The sequence below is a fragment of the Xenorhabdus bharatensis genome (assembly GCF_037996705.1).
Taxonomy (GTDB): domain Bacteria; phylum Pseudomonadota; class Gammaproteobacteria; order Enterobacterales; family Enterobacteriaceae; genus Xenorhabdus; species Xenorhabdus bharatensis.
Genome location: NZ_JBBMXG010000020.1, coordinates 50,442 through 71,799 on the forward strand (window position 1 = coordinate 50,442; position 21,358 = coordinate 71,799).

18 protein-coding genes are annotated in these 21,358 nt (G+C 43.7%); 12 read left to right on the plus strand and 6 right to left on the minus strand.

Features of this window, described 5'->3' with window-relative positions; translation table 11 throughout:
• The first annotated feature begins 33 nt into the window (after nucleotides 1–33).
• Both AAC855_RS17105 and AAC855_RS17110 read left to right on the plus strand, forming a co-directional pair.
• A complete protein-coding gene (locus AAC855_RS17105; protein WP_340611198.1) occupies nucleotides 34–540 on the plus strand; it encodes a YtxH domain-containing protein in 507 nt (168 codons plus the stop codon).
• 163 nt (nucleotides 541–703) lie between these two features.
• Complete coding sequence (locus AAC855_RS17110) at nucleotides 704–1,141, plus strand: GNAT family N-acetyltransferase (RefSeq protein WP_340611199.1); 438 nt, start codon at nucleotides 704–706, stop codon at nucleotides 1,139–1,141.
• 75 nt (nucleotides 1,142–1,216) lie between these two features.
• Here AAC855_RS17110 and betA read toward each other — a convergent pair whose 3' ends face one another.
• From betA to betI, 3 genes are read right to left on the minus strand one after another with little or no spacing between them, the layout of a single operon-like run.
• Nucleotides 1,217–2,908 (minus strand): choline dehydrogenase, encoded by a 1,692-nt coding sequence (gene betA / locus AAC855_RS17115; protein WP_340611200.1) that lies wholly within the window; start codon nucleotides 2,906–2,908, stop codon nucleotides 1,217–1,219.
• A gap of 27 nt (nucleotides 2,909–2,935) precedes the next feature.
• Nucleotides 2,936–4,414 (minus strand): betaine-aldehyde dehydrogenase, encoded by a 1,479-nt coding sequence (gene betB, locus AAC855_RS17120; protein ID WP_340611201.1) that lies wholly within the window; start codon nucleotides 4,412–4,414, stop codon nucleotides 2,936–2,938.
• Between the two features lie 33 nt (nucleotides 4,415–4,447).
• Complete coding sequence (betI, locus tag AAC855_RS17125; RefSeq protein WP_340611203.1) at nucleotides 4,448–5,029, minus strand: transcriptional regulator BetI; 582 nt, start codon at nucleotides 5,027–5,029, stop codon at nucleotides 4,448–4,450.
• Between the two features lie 209 nt (nucleotides 5,030–5,238).
• On the opposite strand from betI, the gene AAC855_RS17130 reads away from it, so the two are divergent.
• A complete protein-coding gene (locus AAC855_RS17130; RefSeq protein WP_340611205.1) occupies nucleotides 5,239–7,281 on the plus strand; it encodes a choline transporter in 2,043 nt (680 codons plus the stop codon).
• Between the two features lie 46 nt (nucleotides 7,282–7,327).
• Here the strand turns inward: AAC855_RS17130 and AAC855_RS17135 are convergent, their stop codons facing one another.
• Entirely contained in the window at nucleotides 7,328–8,572 is a 1,245-nt protein-coding gene (locus AAC855_RS17135; RefSeq protein ID WP_422824400.1) for an MFS transporter, read from the minus strand.
• Between the two features lie 397 nt (nucleotides 8,573–8,969).
• Here AAC855_RS17135 and dinB point away from each other — a divergent pair, with 397 nt between their 5' ends.
• Complete coding sequence (dinB, locus tag AAC855_RS17140) at nucleotides 8,970–10,025, plus strand: DNA polymerase IV (protein ID WP_340611207.1); 1,056 nt, start codon at nucleotides 8,970–8,972, stop codon at nucleotides 10,023–10,025.
• Nucleotides 10,026–10,193: 168 nt separating this feature from the next.
• On the opposite strand, the gene pepD is transcribed toward dinB, so the two are convergent.
• Nucleotides 10,194–11,654, minus strand: coding sequence for a beta-Ala-His dipeptidase (gene pepD, locus AAC855_RS17145; RefSeq protein WP_340611208.1), 1,461 nt, complete (start codon nucleotides 11,652–11,654; stop codon nucleotides 10,194–10,196).
• A gap of 364 nt (nucleotides 11,655–12,018) precedes the next feature.
• Between pepD and gpt the strand changes: the two genes are divergently transcribed.
• The 3 genes from gpt (at nucleotide 12,019) to crl (ending at nucleotide 14,448) form a co-directional block, all read left to right on the plus strand.
• The gene (gpt, locus tag AAC855_RS17150) at nucleotides 12,019–12,477 is read left to right on the plus strand and encodes a xanthine phosphoribosyltransferase (RefSeq protein ID WP_228858324.1); all 459 of its coding nucleotides are present in this window, start codon (nucleotides 12,019–12,021) and stop codon (nucleotides 12,475–12,477) included.
• Between the two features lie 260 nt (nucleotides 12,478–12,737).
• Nucleotides 12,738–13,985 (plus strand): esterase FrsA, encoded by a 1,248-nt coding sequence (gene frsA / locus AAC855_RS17155; protein ID WP_340611209.1) that lies wholly within the window; start codon nucleotides 12,738–12,740, stop codon nucleotides 13,983–13,985.
• A 73-nt stretch (nucleotides 13,986–14,058) separates the two neighbouring features.
• Nucleotides 14,059–14,448: a sigma factor-binding protein Crl gene (gene crl / locus AAC855_RS17160; RefSeq protein ID WP_340611210.1), complete on the plus strand. Its 390-nt coding sequence runs from the start codon at nucleotides 14,059–14,061 to the stop codon at nucleotides 14,446–14,448.
• Nucleotides 14,449–14,468: 20 nt separating this feature from the next.
• Here crl and AAC855_RS17165 read toward each other — a convergent pair whose 3' ends face one another.
• The gene (locus AAC855_RS17165) at nucleotides 14,469–14,669 is read right to left on the minus strand and encodes a hypothetical protein (RefSeq protein ID WP_340611211.1); all 201 of its coding nucleotides are present in this window, start codon (nucleotides 14,667–14,669) and stop codon (nucleotides 14,469–14,471) included.
• A gap of 107 nt (nucleotides 14,670–14,776) precedes the next feature.
• Between AAC855_RS17165 and proB the strand changes: the two genes are divergently transcribed.
• The 5 genes from proB to lplT all read left to right on the plus strand — a co-directional run bounded on the left by proB (nucleotide 14,777) and on the right by lplT (nucleotide 21,341).
• A complete protein-coding gene (proB, locus tag AAC855_RS17170; RefSeq protein ID WP_479715142.1) occupies nucleotides 14,777–15,880 on the plus strand; it encodes a glutamate 5-kinase in 1,104 nt (367 codons plus the stop codon).
• Between the two features lie 10 nt (nucleotides 15,881–15,890).
• Nucleotides 15,891–17,144, plus strand: a complete 1,254-nt coding sequence (gene proA, locus AAC855_RS17175) for a glutamate-5-semialdehyde dehydrogenase (RefSeq protein ID WP_340611214.1) — start codon at nucleotides 15,891–15,893, stop codon at nucleotides 17,142–17,144.
• Nucleotides 17,145–17,310: 166 nt separating this feature from the next.
• Entirely contained in the window at nucleotides 17,311–17,841 is a 531-nt protein-coding gene (aroL, locus tag AAC855_RS17180) for a shikimate kinase AroL (RefSeq protein WP_340611216.1), read from the plus strand.
• Nucleotides 17,842–17,992: 151 nt separating this feature from the next.
• Nucleotides 17,993–20,140: a bifunctional acyl-ACP--phospholipid O-acyltransferase/long-chain-fatty-acid--ACP ligase gene (gene aas, locus AAC855_RS17185; protein WP_340611228.1), complete on the plus strand. Its 2,148-nt coding sequence runs from the start codon at nucleotides 17,993–17,995 to the stop codon at nucleotides 20,138–20,140.
• Between the two features lie 4 nt (nucleotides 20,141–20,144).
• Nucleotides 20,145–21,341, plus strand: coding sequence for a lysophospholipid transporter LplT (lplT, locus tag AAC855_RS17190; protein ID WP_340611217.1), 1,197 nt, complete (start codon nucleotides 20,145–20,147; stop codon nucleotides 21,339–21,341).
• The last annotated feature ends 17 nt before the right edge of the window (nucleotides 21,342–21,358 follow it).

Consider the following 21,358-nt stretch of genomic DNA (forward strand, 5'->3'; position numbering starts at 1 on the left):
AAGGTTATTTCCGTAAGTGCAAGGGGTTAGTCAATGAAAAAGATTCTTAGTGCTCTGTTTCTGGTTGGAATTGTGGCATTCATTGCGGGCTGTGATGATGCAGCTAAAAAAGCGGAAGATTCAACTAAACCGGTTGAAGATAGTGCAACACAAATGAAGACGGATTCAGAGCAACACAACTTGGATACAAAGGAAAAGCCACAGGGAACGCAAGACGATGCTAATCATGAAGACCAGAAAGCGGTAGATAATTCGAAGGACGTCCAGAGTAGCACGGGGAGTTCGACTGAGAAAATCATAAGTCAACTGCCATCCAAAACGGAAGATTTAAAGAATGACATCACGAAATCTGTTAATGACGCAGCTGATCAGCTGAAAAATAAAACAGGGGAAATACAGCAGCAGGCGACGGATAAAATTAATCAGCTTACAGATGATGCAAAATCGAAATCGAAAGAAATAAAGTCCGAGACAGATAAAAAAACGGATGATTTAATTAATAAACTTAAGGGTGATGAGGGTAAGAAAGAAGAAGGTTAATGCCTTTCTTCTTTCGGATTGCTTCTTGGAATCCATTGAATATAGTTTGTTAGTTGAGATCAGAAAGGGCACTCCGGCAAAGAGTGCTCTTGTTTTTTAACATTTTCGCCACTATTTTTACTATTCCATTCTTCTGTTCGTCATTATTTTTTAGGATATAACAATGAAAATAAAACACAGTTTAGGAAGACAAGACCCTGAATTAATTCAGCATGCTTTCAATGTCCGCAAGTACGTTTTCACGGATGAGCAAGGGTTTGCTGATGAAATTGATATTGATGAATATGATGATGTTGCCCTGCATGTTGTGGTATTTGATGCTGAAAATCCTATAGCCGTTTTAAGAGCCGTTCCACAGCACAACAATATACTCAAAGTGGGGCGTGTTGCTGTTTTGAAAGACTATCGGGGTCAGGGAATTGGCCGTCTGGTAATGGAATATATTGAGAGTTATGCCCGCAAAAATGGGGTGGCAACGATGAGTTTATCCTCACAATGTCATGCTCAGCCATTTTATGAAAGCCTTGGTTATCAAACCAAAGGTGAAATTTACATGGAAGACGGAGCAGAGCATATTTTTATGGAATTAGATTTGTTGTAACCAGCATATGTAATACAGGGAAGTAGCGAATAAATAACTACTTTCCTGTATTAATAATCGATCTTTCAATAAGCATTAATTTGTCGATGAACGGCTTAGTTCTGACTTTCGGGCGGGAGCACCATTAGCGACATAGTATTTTGCCTGACTGCGGGGCAGAGGCGTATTTCCCCGAATGTTATCCGCAATTTTCTCTGCCATCATAATCGTTGTGGCGTTCAGATTACCGGTAATGATTTCCGGCATAATAGAAGCGTCAATGACCCGTAAATTCTCAACGCCATGTACACGCCCCTGACCATCAACCACCGCCATCTCATCAAGCCCCATTTTGCAGCTACAGGATGGATGAAAAGCGGTTTCAGCACGTTCACGAATAAAAGCATCCAGTTGATCATCTGTCTGAATATCAACACCGGGGCTTATTTCCCGACCACAATAGGGGGCGAGAGCAGGTTGTGCCATAATTTCCCGCGTGATGCGGATAGCATCGCGGAACTCTTGCCAGTCCTGTTCGGTAGACATGTAGTTAAACAGAATACTGGGATGCTGGCGTGGATCACGGGATTTGATTTTTACGTGACCGCGACTTGGGGAACGCATCGAGCCAACATGAGCCTGAAAACCATGCTCGTTGACTGCGTTGCTGCCGTTGTAGTTAATGGCTACCGGAAGAAAATGAAACTGAATATTGGGCCAGTCAAATTTTTCACTGGTACGGATAAAGCCACCGGCTTCAAACTGATTGCTGGCACCCACTCCTGTCCCCTTAAATAACCATTCTGCGCCAATCATGGGCTGGTTGTACCATTTGAGAGAAGGGTAAAGAGAAACAGGTTTGAGGCACTCATATTGCAGATACATCTCAAGATGATCCTGAAGATTTTGCCCGACTCCCGGCAGAATATGTACCGCAGGAATTGATAGTTCTTGCAGAACGTCCTCAGGGCCAATCCCTGAACGTTGTAAAATCTGTGGAGAAGCTATTGCGCCGGCACAAAGTAACACTTCTTTTTGGGCGGTGGCCTGCGTTAATGCGGAATTATTACCCTGATAGAAAGTCACTCCAACTGCGGTTTTATCTTTAAATGTGATCGTATCCGTTAAGGCGTGGGTGATAATGGTCAGGTTAGCCCTCTGTCTGGCCTGATCCAGATAACCGCGGGCAGTGCTGGCACGACGGCCTTTGGGAGTAACAGTGCGATCCATTGGGCCAAAGCCTTCCTGCTGGTAACCGTTCAGATCATCAGTAGCCGGATAACCCGCCTGAATACCCGCTTTCACCATTGCATGGAAAAGCTCATTATTGCCGGCTTTTGGCGTTGTCACGCTGACGGGGCCATCTGCGCCATGATAATCGTTCTGACCGATATCCCGTGATTCCGCTTTGCGGAAATAAGGCAGGCAATCAAGGTACGACCAGTCTTCCAGACCCGGCTGTTTTGCCCAGTGGTCAAAATCCAGCGCGTTGCCACGGATATAACACATGCCGTTGATCAGTGATGAGCCTCCTAACCCTTTGCCTCGCCCGCATTCCATACGGCGGTTATTCATATAGGGTTCAGGATCGGTTTCATACGCCCAGTTATAACGGGTTCCCTGCAAGGGATATGCCAGCGCCGCCGGCATTTGAGTGCGAAAGTCAAATCGATAATCAGGTCCGCCGGCTTCCAGCAGCAGGACAGTGATATTCGGATCTTCCGTTAAACGAGTTGCAAGCACATTACCCGCTGAACCAGCACCGATAATAATGTAGTCAAATACCATTGTTATCTCCTCTGTTTCAGTCATTATTTAAAATAGTGATTCAAAATCACCCAGTTCAACCTGCACAGATTTAGTCTGTGTGTAATGTTGCAGTGTGACTAATCCGTTTTCACGACCGACACCGGAATGTTTATAGCCGCCGACAGGCATCACAGCCGGAGATTCCCCCCAAGTGTTGATCCAGCAAATCCCTGCTTCCAGCTGGTGGATTACTCGATGGGCACGGGAGAGATCGTTTGTCACCACTCCGGCGGCGAGGCCGTAATCCGTGTTGTTAGCACGGGCAATGACTTCATCTTCTGTTTCATAGGCCAGAATAGACATCACCGGGCCGAAAATTTCTTCCCGTGCAATAAGCATGTCATCTGTGCAGTTTGTGAAGACGGTTGGTGCAACAAATGCCCCTTTCGACAGTTCACCGTCCATCAGGCGTTGACCACCATACAGCAACCGAGCGCCCGCATTTTTTCCGCTCTCTATATAGCGCAGAACTGATTCCATATGGGGGAAACTCACCAGAGGGCCGAAATTGGTATTCAGATCGAGAGGGGAACCCACGCGGATCCGTTTAACGCGCTCCATTATTTTATTTTCAAAATCAGGAAGCAGTGCTTTCGGGATAAAAACACGTGTGCCGTTAGTACAGACCTGACCAGAGCTGAAATAGTTAGCCATCATGGCAATATCGGCAGCCCGATCCAGATTGGCATCATCAAAAATAATCAGCGGAGATTTTCCACCCAGTTCCATTGTCACTTCTTTCAGTGTTGAACCGGATGCATTGGCCATCACTTTTTTACCGGTAGTAATTCCGCCGGTAAAAGACATTTTGGCAATTTTCGGATGGACAGCCAGATAATGGCCCGCTTCATGTCCCATACCTGTCAGTACGTTAAATACACCATCCGGCAGACCCGCTTCGGTATAAATTTCAGCAAGTTTCAGGGCGGTGAGGGATGTCACTTCACTGGGTTTGAAAATCATGGCATTACCGGCTGCCAGAGCGGGCGCTGATTTCCACAGTGCAATCTGGATTGGGTAGTTCCATGCCCCGATACCTGCCACGATACCCAGCGGTTCTCGCCGTGTATAAACAAAAGAGGATTCACGCAATGGAATTTGCTGGCCTTCGAGTGCCGGGATCAGGCCCGCATAATATTCCAGAACATCGGCACCGGTAACGATATCAACCTGTTGGGTTTCAGAGAGGGGTTTACCGGTATCCAGCGTTTCCAGTTCAGCCAGTTCATTATTGCGTTCACGCAGAATATCAACGGCTTTCAGCAAGATCCGGGAGCGTTCTGTCGCCGTCATTGCCGCCCAGATTTTCTGCCCTTTTTGCGCGCTCTCCACTGCCCGTTGAACATCCTGTTCAGTCGCAGACTGTAATTGTGCAATGATTTCACCATTAGCCGGATTGACAGCATCAAAAATATTTTTATCAGGATGGGTACTGTCAACATATGCACCGTGGATATAAAGTTTTTGTAAACCAAAACGGGTCATGGGTTCTCCTTAGGCCAGAATTCAGGAAGGGGGTCATCTGAGTTTCTGTTCGATGTAATCGAAAGTAATAATGAATGCGCTTTCTACGTCAAAAGGTTTGCTGCTTAAGGCACTTCTCAGCCAGATGCCGTCAATCAGCGCTGCCAGCCCCTGCGCTGCAAGCTGTGCTTCTCTTCTGGGCAAAGCCCTGCTGAATTCGACACAGATATTGGAATATAGCCGACGTTTGTTGACTTGCTGTAAGCGGTATAAACTGGGTTGATGCATACTGCTTGCCCAAAAAGCCAGCCAGGTTTTCATAGCTGCACTATTGATCTGACTGGTGTCAAAATTTCCTTCAATGATGGCTTTCAGCCTCTGAAGAGGGGTTGCATTGTCGAGCAGCCTTAACCGTCGCGCCACCGCCATCTGGAGTTGATGCAATAAGTGCCGCATGGCAGCTTCAAGTAACTTGTTCTTATCTTTGAAGTAATGGCTGATGATACCGTTAGAAACACCCGCTTTTTTGGCTATTTGCGCAATACTTGCTTCCTGCATTCCAACTTCATTGATGACAGCTAATGTAGCATCAATAAGTTGCTGTTTTCTTATTGACTGTATTCCAACTTTGGGCATGACTTTACGCTCAGCAATCAATGATTCGATGGCTATTAAACTTTTTTTTGATTGAATGTTCAATCAAAATTAAATATGTTTTATTACAATATTTTTACAAAAATTAGTTGGGGTTATAGAAGATGTTTTAATTTTTTCCCTGTTATTCAAAATATTATGAATATTGCTCTTTTTTATTTTTTCCTTTTAACTTACTTCAGGAACTGCCTATGAATACCGGAGACAGTCCAAAAAATACTCAGAAGGATTCACTAAACTCTGTCGTTTTTTTTACCTCAGCCGCATTAATTATTCTCTTTTCGCTTTTCACGCTCTTCTTTACGGATGCAACAAGCATCTGGATAAAAAATACCCTGAACTGGGTGTCGAAAACATTTGGTTGGTATTATCTGCTGGCAGCCACGCTTTACATCGTCTTTGTCATTTTTGTGGCTGCTTCTCGCTTTGGCGCTATCAAGCTGGGGCCGGAACAATCCAAACCTGAATTCAGTCTGCTCAGTTGGGCGGCAATGTTGTTTGCGGCTGGCATAGGCATTGATTTGATGTTTTTCTCCGTGGCTGAGCCGATTACTCAGTATATGCGCCCGCCAACGGGCGAAGGGGAAACAATTGAAGCAGCTCGTCAGGCGATGGTGTGGACACTGTTTCACTATGGCCTGACGGGCTGGTCTATGTATGCTTTGATGGGGATTGCGCTGGGCTATTTCAGTTATCGTTACAATCTGCCATTAACGATTCGCTCGGCGCTTTACCCTATTTTCGGGAATCGTATCAAAGGGCCGATTGGTCATACCGTGGATATTGCCGCAGTGATAGGGACGATTTTCGGCATCGCGACAACACTTGGGATCGGGGTCGTACAGTTAAACTACGGGCTAAAAGTACTGTTTGGGTTGCCGCAGGGGTTGGGGGTTCAGGGGGGGCTGATATTGCTGTCGGTTATCGTGGCAACAGTGTCTGTCACCTCTGGTGTGAACAAAGGTATTCGGTTTCTGTCTGAGTTGAATGTATTGTTAGCGTTAGGATTAGTGCTGTTTATTCTGTTTGTGGGAGATACAGAGTTTCTGCTTAATGGGCTGGTACAGAATGTGGGTGATTATATCAGCCGTTTTATGGGCATGACTCTCAATAGTTTTGCATTTGAACGCCCGACGGAATGGATGAATAGTTGGACGTTGTTCTTTTGGGCGTGGTGGGTTGCTTGGTCACCATTTGTCGGATTATTTCTTGCCCGTATTTCCCGAGGCCGAACAATCCGACAGTTTGTGATGGGCACACTGATTATTCCATTTGTGTTTACCCTGATTTGGCTGTCTGTTTTTGGTAATAGTGCGTTATACGAAATTCTTCACGGTAACCACGAATTAGCGGAAACGGTGTTAGTTCATCCTGAGCGGGGGTTTTATAACTTGCTGGCACTTTATCCGGCTTTCACATTGAGTGCTTCTGTTGCCACAATTACAGGGCTGCTGTTTTATGTGACATCGGCAGATTCTGGCTCATTGGTTTTAGGTAATTTTACGTCTAATCTCAGTGATATTAATAACGATGCGCCGAATTGGCTGCGGATATTCTGGTCTGTGGCGATTGGTGTACTGACGCTGGGTATTTTGATGACTGACGGCATCTCAGCGTTACAGAATATGACGGTAATTATGGGGTTACCTTTTAGTTTTGTGATCTTTTTTATCATGGCAGGATTGTATAAATCGTTGCGGGTTGAGGATTTTCGTAAAGCCAGCGCATTACAGAATACATCTCCGACATTGGTGCATGATAATGGTTCGCTGAACTGGAAACAGCGCCTGAGCCGTATGATGCATTTTCCGGGCACGAAAAGTACTCAGCGTATGCTGGATATGGTGTGTCGCCCTGCGATGCAGGAAGTTGCAAAAGAGCTGGAGTTACGTGGTGCAAAAGTGCAGTTTACTATGTTGCCGTCAGAAGAAGATAAACGGCTTACTCCAATTGAGTTGATTGTCGATCTGGGAGATGAACAGAATTTTATCTATCAGATTTGGCCTCAGCGTTATTCTGTTCCCGGGTTTACTTACCGTGCAAGATTAGGCAAATCTTATTATTTCCGGTTGGAAACTTTCCTGATAGAAGGAACTCAGGGCAATGATTTGATGGGGTATACAAAAGAGCAGATTATCAGTGATATTCTCGACCATTATGAGAAGCATCTGAATTTTATCCACCTGAATCGTGAATCTCCGGGGCAGACGTTAATTTTTCCTAACGGGGTATAAATAATCAGAGGTGGCCTGCAAGATTATTGCAGGCCAATTTAATGATTTATTTTTTAGTATAAAATGCCTCAGGATAGATTTTTTCGTAGTATCCATTTAATTGGCTTTCTGACATTTTTGATATCTCAATATATTTCGGTGAAGAGAGAATTAATAAGGAGATTAATGCCATGAAGAAAGAAAAGCCGAGTAATAATACTTTAATATCATAACTCTCAATAATATAAGTGGCTGTCAGCATACCCAGAGGAATGGATGCCATACAAATAGCCGTAAATTTAGACTCCATTGAGTTACGATAGTTTTCTGGCGTCGCAAGGCAACGAATGGAGGTTGTGTTTATATTGTAAATCACTAAGCCTATTCCGCAGAACAACATGTAACAGCATAATTCAATAAAAGAATCGGCATGAGATATTCCGGCAATACAGAGCGCCATAGTGAATGCAGCAATAAAAGCAGTATGGGCCTTACAGAAAATTTTATTTACCTGATTGATGATAAAAAGACTGCCTAACATCATGCCAACCCCAAAGGTTGCCTCAGCAATGCCAACATGCAACGCACTGAGTTTAAATTGATTCAAAATGATGATGGGCAGGATGTACATGATCAATGGAGTAATAGCAAAATTAAAAAATGCCGCAACGAGTGAGAGTCTTATCTCAGTTGAGTTTCGGGTAATAATTCTAAGACTTTTTTGCCCGCGATGGCTGGCTTTCTCTGGTGTTTTTTCTGAATTTGTTTTGATAAAGTAAAAGCCAATCAGTGGCAGTAATGACATTACGGCGATAAAAATCAAGGAGCCATCAATATTAAAATAATGAATAATTAATCCGGAAATTGCCGGGCCAAGCATTGTGTTAATAGAGTTTACCAGACCCCGATATTTAAATGCTTTGTCTAGTTTTCTGTTATCCATTATTTCAGGAATAATACTTATTCCTATCGGTTGAATGATAGCCGTGGCAACTGATGTTGCAATATATATCAGACCTAATGATAAATAAAAATCATTGTTTAATAGGTTAGAGATAACAAAAAGAATAAAAGAAGGGATAGTACAGTACAGCACAACACTTCTTTTATTTATTTTGTCACCTATTTCTCCAAATTTAATTAAAAATAAAATCTGAAATAACCAACAAAAAAAGATAAACCAGCCGAGTTTCAATTCTAGTTTTAGTATTTCAATCATCCACCAGGAGAATAGCATACCAAATGCTCTTGTTGACGAAGTAAACAGAATATCAGATATTTGATACAAATAAAAAGAACGATTATTGCTCATCAGAGACCTTACTTTGGAGTCAAATTTAACAGGATTTGAGAATGTTAGGGTGATATTTGTGCAAGAGGTTTTTCATTTTGTGTGATTTGTAATAGTTTATTGTTTGCTGTTAGTTTTTGTTAAATCTGTCTGCCATGAATTGCACAAAATTGCAGTTTACTTTTTATATCAATAAAAACAAATAATAAATTTTGATTGTTTCGTTATTTTAAATGTTACTCGATCCATTAATAAATTATCGTGAGGTGATAATTTTTATCTTAATAAAGATGATATTTTGTTCAGATAGTGAGAGACGGTAGTAAAATGAGGGTCATGCAGTAACAGATTAAAAAAAGTAGCATATTATGAACTTATTCTGTATATTTATACAGTATTTTTGTCGTGGAGAGTTCAGATGCGCAAAATTATTCATATCGATATGGACTGCTTTTTTGCTGCCATTGAAATGCGGGATAATCCGTCACTCCGCGATATCCCGATAGCTGTTGGCGGTAGCGCTGACAGGCGGGGAGTCATCAGTACTGCAAATTATCCTGCCCGCCGTTTTGGTGTACACAGTGCTATGTCTACCTCAATGGCAATGAAGTTGTGCCCACAATTGAAAGTCATTTCAGGGCGTATGGCCTACTATAAAGAAGTGTCTCAACATATCCGCCAGATTTTTGCCCGCTATACCGAGTTGGTCGAACCCTTGTCTTTGGATGAAGCCTATCTGGATGTGACAAATTGCCAGCATTGTCAGGGTTCAGCAACATTAATTGCCAAGGAAATTCGACAGGTGATTTTTGATGAATTGCAGCTAACGGCTTCAGCGGGAATTGCTCCCGTTAAATTTCTGGCAAAAATTGCTTCTGATATCAATAAACCCAACGGTCAGTATTTGATTTCACCTACACAGGTTGACGATTTTGTTCAATCTCTGCCATTGCGTAAAATCCCCGGAGTAGGGAAAGTCACCGCCGCGCGCTTGTCTGATATGGGGTTAGAACGTTGTTCCGATGTACAAAACTATGACAAGTTAGCGTTAATAAAAAAATTGGGTAAATTTGGCCTTGAGCTTTGGCAGCGTTGTCATGGTATTGATGAGCGCCTGATAAAACCTGACCGTTTACGTAAGTCTGTTGGGGTAGAAAAAACGCTGTCGCAGGATATTCATGACTGGCGTGATTGTGTTGAGTTGATTGAACAGCTTTACCCTGAACTGGAGAAAAGGTTGGGAAAGGTCAAGCCAGATCTCCGCATTGCCCGCCAGGGTATTAAATTAAAATTTGATGATTTTCAGCTAACGACACAGGAACATACACATCCGTTACTGGATAAACAGGATCTGCTGAAGGTTGCTCAACAGGCTTGGGAAACACGTCGGGAAGGCCGTGGGGTCCGGTTAGTTGGCTTGCATGTGACATTACAAAGCCCACAACTGGAACGACAGTTATTGCTTGAGTTGTAATGCGATTTTTTAGTGAATTTTTATCACAGTATGTTTTATAAAATATGCTTTGCGGATGAAGTTAAAGAAAAGGTATTACTGGAAGTTATCGTGGAAAAGATGCTGCTAAATAGCGTATGGAATATGAAGAATAAATATTCCCCTGCCTGTAGACAGGGGAGAACTGCATTATTCTTTCACAGGGATCGCTTTCAGGATAGCTGTCAGTAATTGCCAGTATTGGCCAACACTCTTAATGTGAACCCTTTCATCAGGTGAGTGGGCACCACGGATAGTTGGGCCAATGGAAACCATATCCATATCAGGGTAGGGTTTTTTAAATAACCCACATTCCAGACCAGCATGGATCACCATGATATTTGGTGTGCTGTCGAATAACTGATGATAAGTTTCACGTACTAAATGCATCACAGGAGAATCAGCATCCGGCTGCCAGCCCGGGTAGTCACCACTCGCTGCTGCTTTTGCGCCGGAAAGTTTAGCCAGAGAATTGAGCATTCCGACAACGTATGCCTTACCACTTTCAATCAGTGAACGGATAAGACAGATAACCTCAACGTGGTCTTCTTCCATATTGACAACACCCACATTCAGGGAGGTTTCTACAACACCTTTTGCAACATCACTCATGCGAATAACACCGTTAGGCATGGTATTCAGCATAGCGATAAAGCGGGATTGGCAATCCGCCGTTAATGCCAGTGATGAGGTTTTGACGTCCTCTAACAAAAGAGTCAGGTTAGTTTCAGCGACTGCATATTCGTTTTTCAGTATTTCCAGATAATTATCTTTTATCTGATGGAGTTTTGGCAGTTGAGCTGTTGGTACGGCGATGATTGTGGAGCCTTCACGAGGGATTGCATTACGCAGAGTACCACCCTGTAAATGGATCAATTTCAGCTCCAGTTCATCACTGTATTCAGCAAGGAAACGAGCCAGTAATTTATTGGCGTTACCTAATCCCAGATGGATATCACCACCGGAATGACCACCTTTTAATCCTTTAATGGTCAGTTGCAGTGTTTGATAGTCTGCTGGCAGGGATTCGCGGGAAAGTGGCAGTGTTGAAATATAATCTACCCCACCGGCACACCCCATATAGATCTCGCCTTCTTCTTCTGAATCGGTATTGATCAGAATATCAGCCTGCAACCAGCCGGATTGAAGACCAAATGCGCCATCCATACCCGCTTCTTCTGTCATTGTCAGTAACACTTCCAGAGGGCCGTGCTTGACTGATTCATCTGCCAGTACTGCCAGCGCGGAAGCCATACCAATACCATTATCGGCGCCCAGTGTTGTACCTTCTGCGGTTATCCAGTCACCATCAATGTAAGGACGAATAGGATCTGTAGCGAAATCGTGTTGTGTATCATTGTTCTTTTGCGGAACCATATCAAGATGGGCCTGAAGTACAACCGTTTTACGGTCTTCCATGCCTTTTGTGGCCGGTTTTCTTATCAGGATATTACCGACTTCATCACGTTCAACATGGAGGTTTTTATCCTCAGCCCATTCAATGATATGAGAAGCAAGTTTTTCCTCATGATAGGATGGATGTGGAATGGAGCAAATTTTAGCAAAAATATCCCATAATGGTTGGGGGGATAATGTTGATAATTCGGACACGACGAATCTCCTGTAACTGCATCTTGATGAAATATAAGTGTAATGTTTGACATCTCGGGGGGCATTATCATCTTGAGCTGCCCAGTGTCTATACCCTTCGTTTTTTAAGTTGCTTCTTTGTTGACCGTGAAAATACGTCCCCGACGAATTTGTCATTCCCTTGCCGCCGCGATGCAACTTGAAATCCATTGGGTCTATGTTATGCCTGAGAATACCATTTTCTGATTAGTAATGCGCTTTCAGGATCAGGATGTTCCTTGTTTTTGCTGGTTTTTGCTGGCTCAAATCACTATAATCCCGAGCAACCTTTATTCCGCAACAAACTCTTTTCTGAAAATATTCTTAGTTTCCAGGATCAAATTTTATGAGCGAAAAATATGTCGTAACGTGGGATATGTTGCAAATACATGCCCGTAAACTGGCGCAGCGTTTACTTCCTGTAGAGCAGTGGAAAGGCATTATTGCTGTAAGTCGTGGTGGTCTTGTACCGGGTGCTTTGCTGGCCCGTGAGCTGGGTATCCGCCATGTTGATACAGTCTGTATTTCCAGCTATGACCACAACAATCAGCGTGAGCTAACCGTTCTGAAGAAAGCCGAAGGCGACGGAGAAGGCTTTATCGTTGTTGATGATTTGGTTGATACCGGCGGTACTGCTCAGGCAATTCGTGAAATGTATCCAAAAGCGCATTTTGTGACTATTTTTGCCAAACCAGCAGGTCGTCCATTAGTTGATGATTATGTGATTGATATCCCTCAGAATACATGGATTGAACAGCCGTGGGATATGGGCGTAATGTTCGTGCCACCTATTTGCGATCAGTAATTATTCCCTTCATTTTTCCAGTTATTTCTTTGCTGGTTGCTTGCTTTACATAATTACGCCCCAGTCACTGTTTTTATAGGCATATGGTTATCTATGCCGCTGGGGATTTTAATGAGAGAGTCTCTTGTTTCTCACCGGAGGCCAGCCTTTGGCTGAGTACATTCGTTCCGACGAATCTGCTATTCTTTTGTTATCTGTTATCGCAATGCAGCTCAGAACTGATTGGATATCTTGTAATAAGCAGCAATAAATTCTTTGTCATGACTAAACAGAACCTTTCAGAATCACTGTTTAAACCGCAGGTTAAGCAGCAGGAAACGTCTACACTGGTAAAATACGTTTTGCCATCATCAGCTAATGCTGATAATAAAAGGCTCGGTGGTGAGCATCAGGAAAGCTGGTATCGCATGATTAACTGGCTTGTCTGGATCTGGAGGGGCATCAATCCACTGGAAATTCAAGAGATCCTCAGCAGGATTGCTGTAACAGATGCTGAACGCAGTTATGACCACTTATTGGATACTGTAATTGGTTACCGCAAAGGGAACTGGGTATATGAGTGGTCACAGCAGGCTATGCTCTGGCAACAGAAAGCACAACATGTTGAGCAGGCAGCGGAAGCCAGTCAGTGTTGGTTAAAAGCTTCAATGTTATACAATATTGCCGCCTATCCTCATTTGCACGGCGATGAGCTGGCTGATCAGGCGGTTGTTCTGGCGAATAAAGCCTATGAAAATGCAGCTCATTTCTCTGACTATCAACTGAAAAAACTAAAATTTCAGTTGGAAGATGGCAAAACTGTTACCGGTTTATTGCATATTCCTCCCGGAGTTCAGGAACCATGCCCAACAATACTGGTTTGCTCTGGTATTGATAGCCTGCAAAGTGATTGCTGGCGGCTGTTCCGGGACCATTTCTCACCACAAGGCTTTGCGATGCTAACGGTGGATATGCCTTCCGTCGGTTATTCAGCGAGATTTACGCTGACACAAGATACTTGTGCGCTTCATCAACAGGTATTGCAGCAACTGGATACCGTTCCGTGGATCGATCACACAAGAATTGGTATTTTTGGTTTTCGTTTCGGTGCCAATATTGCCGTTCGTCTTGCCTATCTGGAACCCCATCTTATTAAGGGGGTGGCAGTGGTCAGCCCGGTTGTTCATGAATTGCTGCATAATGAGAAATTGCAGCAGAAAATTCCGTCAATGTATATTGATATACTCGCCAGTCGTTTGGGTATCTCTCATGTGGACGAAGCCGTTTTGCGTTCAGAATTGAATTTTTATTCATTAAAAAATCAAGGGTTATTGGGTCGTCGCTGTTCTGTGCCAATGTTCTCAGTGTATTGGAAAGATGACATTTTTAGTCCGGTGGAAGATTCAAAACTGATTGCCAGATCTTCGATGGATGGCTCTTTATTAGCGATTCCTGCAATACCTGCTTATAGTGGTTTTAGTAAGGCGTTACACGAATCAAGTGTATGGTTGAAAGATAAAGTCGACTAAACTGAAATTTAATTATTGATATTTTCTAATCATTTGATACAACTGTTCTTCTGTTTATAAAGGAGACCTTTGTATGACTGTACCCGTAAATTATTCCAGAAATAAGTTGTTGAAGAATTTTTCTGCATTAGGGCCTTATTTACGCGAGTTAAAATGCCAAAATGACTATTTCTTCTTTGATTGTCTGGCGGTCTGCGTTAGCGCAAAAGCAGCGCCAGAAAAACGGGAGTTCTGGGGCTGGTGGTTAGAATTGGAACGACAGGAAAAAGGGTTTATTTATAATTATCAGATAGGTCTGTTTGATAAACATGGTGAATGGCTGCCTATGAATATCAAAAAAGGAACTGATCTCAAGCAGCTTGAATCGACATTACAGGCGTTTCATAAACGCCTGTCTGATTCGTTGAGTACCCTTAAACTCACGCTTACCCCATCCGAAAATACATTTACCCCACAGAATTAAGTCTATTAACCGGGTTTATTTTATCCCCGACAGTTTTTAAGTTGCAGCCTTGCTGGCTGCGCTGTTTTTTTATAGCTGTCCCCGGTTACAGAGCGATCTGTGCTGCCGGGGATTGCGGGTAATCTCCGGCCTATCATTGGAAACCAGCTTTTGGGCTGTATTTTGAAATTCACAGGGTATAAATCAACTTTTTTTGAATTTTGTGTTATGTCAGTTGGCATAATGCTTCTCTCCTGCTAAAACTGAGCACTGTTTTTGAATGTGTTGTGTTTTGAATTTATTGTTTTTTTCAAATTAGCTTTTTCAAATTAATAATGGCAGAAATATGATGAATGGCCGACAAACATTGGTTGTGAAACTGGGAACGAGTGTACTGACAGGGGGTTCCCGCCGTTTGAATCGCGCTCACATAGTAGAGTTGGTTCGGCAATGTGCGCAGTTACATGAGAAAGGTCACCGTATTATTATTGTGACTTCCGGTGCAATTGCAGCAGGTCGGGAACACTTGGGTTATCCGGATCTTCCGGCAACCATTGCTTCAAAGCAATTGCTTGCAGCCGTAGGGCAAAGCCGTCTGATTCAGCTATGGGAACAACTTTTCTCCATCTATGGCATCCATGTCGGGCAGATGTTACTGACTCGTGCCGATTTGGAAGATCGCGAACGTTTCCTGAATGCGAGGGATACGCTGCATGCACTGCTTGATAATTACATTATCCCTATTATCAATGAGAATGATGCGGTAGCAACGGCGGAAATTAAAGTCGGTGATAACGATAATCTTTCTGCACTGGCGGCAATTTTGGGCACTGCAGATAAGTTATTGCTCCTGACAGACATTGAAGGTCTGTATACTGCTGATCCTCGTAATAATCCTGATGCTAAACTTATCCGTGAAGTGCACGATATTAGCGATGAACTCAAAATGATGGCCGGAGACAGTGTATCAGGTCTCGGAACCGGAGGAATGGCAACAAAACTTCAGGCGGCCGGGATAGCAGGCCGTGCCGGGATTGATGTCATCATCGCTGCCGGTAACAGAGAAAATGTGATTGCTGATGTGATTGAAGAAAAATCAGTGGGAACACGCTTTCATGGTTTGACCAGCCCGATGGAAAATCGTAAACGCTGGATTTTCGGTGCTCCTTCTGCGGGTGAAATCATTGTCGATGATGGTGCAGAAGCTGCAATTCTCGCAAAAGGCAGTTCGTTATTGCCGAAAGGTATTAAAAGTATTGCAGGCGATTTTTCCCGTGGTGAAGTGGTTCGCATTTGTAGTTTATCCGGTAAAAAATTGGCTCACGGTGTATGCCGTTACAACAGTGATGCGTTGCGCCTGATTGCAGGCCGTCACTCACAGGAAATCAGCCAGATATTAGGTTATGAATATGGTGCAGTTGCTGTGCACCGTGATGATATGATCGTAAGTTAAGGATTCCACCATGCTAGAGCAGATGGGAAAAGCAGCCAAGGCAGCATCATGGCAACTGGCTCAATTAAGTACTAGTCAGAAAAATCAGGCGCTGAATCACATTGCTGATTTACTTGAAAAAGAAGCAGAAGTGATCCTCACAGCGAATCAGCAGGATATGGAACAGGCCCGCAAACAGGGCATGAATGACGCATTACTTGATCGCTTATTACTGACTCCTGAGCGCTTGGGTGCGATTGCCAATGATGTTCGTCAGGTTTGCCGTCTGGCAGATCCGGTTGGTCAGGTGATTGACGGGCAATTTTTGGATAGCGGGCTGCAATTGAGCCGCCGCCGTGTTCCCCTTGGGGTTATTGGGGTGATTTATGAAGCCCGCCCCAACGTTACGATTGATGTAGCATCACTGTGCCTGAAAACAGGGAATGCAGTGATATTACGTGGTGGTAAAGAAACTCATCATACCAATCAGGCAATGGTTAAAGTCATTCAGCAGGCGCTGGAACAAAGTGGCTTGCCAGCCTCAGCAGTACAGGCGATTAATAAACCAGATCGTGAGCTGGTTGCCGAAATGCTGAAAATGGATCGCTATATCGATATGTTGATACCACGTGGTGGAGCCGGTTTGCATAAACTTTGCCGTGAGCAATCCACTATTCCAGTAATCACCGGAGGAATTGGCGTTTGCCACACGTTTGTGGATGAGCATGTGAATTTTGAAAAAGCGCTGGAAGTTATTACCAATGCTAAAATTCAACGCCCAAGCGCATGCAACGCACTGGAAACTTTGCTAGTACATGAAAAAATAGCCGCTGATTTCCTGCCGGAACTGAGTGCCAGAATGAAAGAGCAGGGCGTAACACTGCATGCAAGCGCTTCAGCAATGGCACTGTTAAAGAATGGCCCGGCAAAAGTGGTTGCAGTGACAGAAGAAGACTATTGTGATGAATGGCTTTCTTTGGATATGAATGTGGAAATTGTCAGCAATATTGATAAAGCAATTGAGCATATACGTCATTACGGGACAGCCCATTCGGATGCCATTCTGACGGAGTGTTTACAACATGCGGATTATTTTGTTCATCGTGTTGATTCTTCGGCTGTATATGTAAATGCAAGCACTCGCTTTACTGATGGTGGTCAGTTTGGTTTAGGCGCTGAAGTAGCTGTCAGTACTCAGAAGCTACACTCCAGAGGCCCGATGGGGCTGGATGCCCTGACGACTTATAAATGGATTGGTTACGGGGATTACCTTTCCCGTCGATAATGACAATATTCTCTTTTAAGTAATATTTAAATCAGAGTAAGTCACACTTAATGTAAAGTGTGGCTTTTTATATACAAGAAAATATATTTTTTACATTGGTGTAAATGTTTAGTTACTATACTTTGTATTCAGGTTTAACAACACAAAACTTCAGGAACGCAACTAAATGAAACAGACTCTATTTATCGTGGGTGCACGAGGTGCAGGGAAGACGACAATAGGTAATTTGTTGGCTGAAGTATTATCGTATCAATTTGTTGACACTGATGAGGATGTCCAGATTTCTTGTGGAATGACAATTGCTGAGCTTGTTGAACAGCGTGGCTGGGACTATTTCAGAAAATTGGAAAGTGAAATACTGAAAGCTGTTAGCCGGCAAAACAGAGTAGTGTCTACCGGTGGCGGAATGGTGTTGGCAGCAGAAAATCGGCAGTATATGCGGCAAAACGGTATTGTGGTTTATTTGCAGGCACCCGCTTCCGTTTTAGCAGAGCGGCTTTCTCTTAATCCGGAGAATTCACAGCGTCCCAGCCTGACCGGAAAATCCATAACAGAAGAAATAACCGAAGTACTGGCAGAGAGGGAACAACTGTACCGTGAATGTGCGCACCTCATCGTGGATGCGACCTTATCGATAGAAAATATCGTTCTTGAAATTCAAAGCTCTATATTGAGTCAATATAAACAGATAATTTGATATATTTTTTTATTTTTACGCTTATTTATTATAAGACTAATAAATCCTGTATCTCAGATCATTTATACCTCTTATAGTATCATTCTACTTACTCACTCACTTTAATTTTATTTAATTATTTATATTGAGATATATGGATTGAGATATGGATATACTCTTAAAGGTTCTGAGATTACTTGTACGTGTATTCTTCAGAGTGACAGTCGAAGGTGACGATAAACATTTAAAACACCCTAAATGTATTATTACACCCAATCATATTTCCTTTCTTGATGGGCTCCTGATAGGGCTTTTCCTGCCGGGAAAACCCGTATTTGCCATTTATTCCAATATTGCGACAAAGGGTTTTCTCAAATTTATTAAACCTTTTGCTGATGTCGTGCCTCTGGATCCAAACAATCCGATGGCAATCAGGACGCTGGTTAAGGAAATTGATAAAGGTCGCCCGATAGTGATTTTTCCTGAAGGTCGGATCACGGTAACGGGCTCCCTGATGAAAATCTACGATGGTGCAGCATTTATTGCGGCGAAGTCAGACGCAAAAATTGTGCCTATCCGTATTGATGGGGCGGAACAAAGCGTTTTCGGGCGGTTAAGAGGCGTCATGAAGCAGCATTGGTTCCCTAAAGTCACCATCCGGATTTTACCTGCAATGGATTTCCCAATGCCTGATGCGCCGGATTCTAACAGTCGTCGCCGTCTGGCAGGAGAGAGACTGCATGCTGTTATGATGGATGTGAGGATGCAGACTCGTCCGAAAGAAACGTTATTCAGTGCGTATCTCACTGCCCAGAAGCGTTTCGGGCGTTTTAAACCCTGTATTGAAGATATTGCACTGAAAGAAGATAGCTACCATACATTTCTGAAAAAGATATTGGGCTTTAGCCGGATTTTAGAACGTTTTACTCAGGAAGGTGAAAGGCTCGGGCTTTTATTGCCTAATGCCACAGTTATGGCAACCACAATATATGGTGCGTCACTGAGAGGGCGAGTCCCCGCTTTGCTGAACTATACGGCAGGAAGTAGTGGCATTAAAAATGCGATACAAGCAGCGACTATTAAAACAATCGTCACTTCCCGCCAGTTTCTTGAGAAAAGTCAGTTGACGCATCTACCAGATCAGGTAACAGAAGCGAATTGGGTATATCTCGAAGATTTGAAAGAGACTATTACGTGGGAAGATAAATTGTGGGTGCTTTGGCATTTGTTTTTTCCTGCAAAAGCAGCTTTGCCTTCGCAGAAACCAGAGGATGATGCACTCATCCTGTTCACTTCGGGGTCTGAAGGAGCACCGAAAGGCGTTGTTCACAGCCATATCAGCTTACTGGCAAATGTTGAGCAAATTAAAACGATTGCTGATTTTACTCCACAGGATCGTTTTATGTCGTCTTTGCCTTTGTTCCATGCGTTTGGGCTGACTGTCGGGTTATTCACGCCCCTGATGTCAGGAAGCCGTGTATTCCTTTACCCGAATCCGCTGCATTATCGTGTTGTTCCTGAAGTTGTCTATGATCAGAACTGTACTGTTCTGTTCGGAACCTCAACTTTTCTGGGTAATTATGCCCGCTATGCTCATCCTTATGACTTCTCCCGTTTGCGCTATGTCGTTGCTGGTGCAGAAAAACTGTCGGAAGAGACTAAGCGTGTCTGGCAGGATAAATTTGGTATCCGGATTCTGGAAGGCTATGGCGTGACCGAATGCGCTCCTGTTGTCGCTATCAATGTCCCAATGGCAGCTAAAGTAGGTACAGTAGGAAGAATTTTGCCGGGTATGGAAACTCGCTTATTACCTGTGCCGGGAATTGAAGAGGGCGGGCGTCTGCAAGTTCGTGGGCCAAATCTGATGAAGGGCTATTTGCGGGTTGAAGCGCCGGATAGTCTTGAACCGCCGACGGCAGAAGATGCGGAAGGAAATATTCAGACCGGCTGGTATGACACAGGCGATATTGTATCTATTGATGAAGAAGGTTTCTGCACGATCAAAGGGCGAGTAAAGCGCTTTGCCAAACTGGCAGGTGAAATGGTTTCCCTGGAAGCAGTAGAGCAAATAGCTTTACGTATTTCGCCCGAAGCTCTGCATGCAGTCACAGCAAAGGGTGACAGAAGCAAAGGTGAGGCATTGGTGTTGTTTACAACAGATACCGTTCTGAACAGAAGTGTGATGTTGCTCACCGCCCGTCAAATCGGGATACCTGAACTGGCTGTTCCACGTGATATTCGTTATGTAAAGCAATTACCTCTGCTGGGCAGTGGCAAACCTGATTTTGTCACATTAAGAAAAATGGCAGAACAGGAGTAAAAAAATGAATGGTACTGTGGAAACACAACCATTGCTAAATCGGGGAATGAAGGCTGTTTTACTATCCCAGTTTCTCTCCGCTTTTGCCGACAATGCCTTATTTTTTGCGATACTGGCTCAGTTGAAAGCTGAGTCTTATCCGGGATGGAGCCTGCCGGCTCTGCAAATTGTTTTTGTGCTGACCTATATCGTATGTGCCCCTTTTGTGGGGCAAATTGCTGATCGATTCCCGAAAGGCAGGGTTATGCTCTTTTCCAACGGTATCAAATTGCTGGGTGCTATCAGCATCTGCATTGATATGAACCCTTTCTTGGGATATACCCTTGTGGGGATCGGGGCGGCAGCTTATTCTCCGGCCAAGTATGGTATTTTAGGTGAATTGACAGACGGCAGTCATCTGGTCAAAGCCAATGGATTGATGGAAGCTTCGACGATTGCAGCCATTCTGATTGGGTCTGTGGTTGGCGGTTTTCTTTCTGATATAAGCCTGTTTATAGCATTAGGAATATGTGCCGTGATGTATGGCACAGCAGTCATAGTCAATTTGTATATACCCCGTTTAGCGGCAGCCCGGCAGGGAAAAGGCTGGGATCTTAAAGCAATGTTGCTGGATTTTATCTCGGTAATCTCTTCCCTTTGGAATAACTCGGAAACCCGCTTCTCTTTGGTAGGCACCAGCCTGTTCTGGGGAGCAGGGGTCACTCTGCGCTTTTTGCTGGTTGCGTGGGTTCCCGTTGTTCTGGGCGTTGAGGGTAATACAACGCCAACCTTGATGAATGCGGTAGTCGCTATCGGTATTATTGCGGGAGCGGGATTAGCTGCACGGTTTATCACGCTGAGTACAGTGCGTCGCTGTATGCCAGCCGGAATACTTATTGGTGTTATCGTTATCATTTTTGTCTTGCAACACTCAATATGGCATTCATACCTAATCCTGATTACGATCGGTTTGTGTGGTGGTCTTTTTGTTGTGCCATTAAATGCGCTGTTACAGGAGCATGGGAAGTATGAAATGGGTGCTGGTAAAGCTGTTGCAGTACAGAATTTTGGTGAAAACAGCGCAATGTTGATCATGCTGGGGTTATACTTAATTTCCATCATGTTAAAAATATCCGTTATTACTATAGGTATTGGCTTTGGGATATTATTCTCTTTAGCAATCGGCGGATTATGGATTTGGGATCTGCTTCGGAAAAATTAATTTCTTATAGAGTTAAA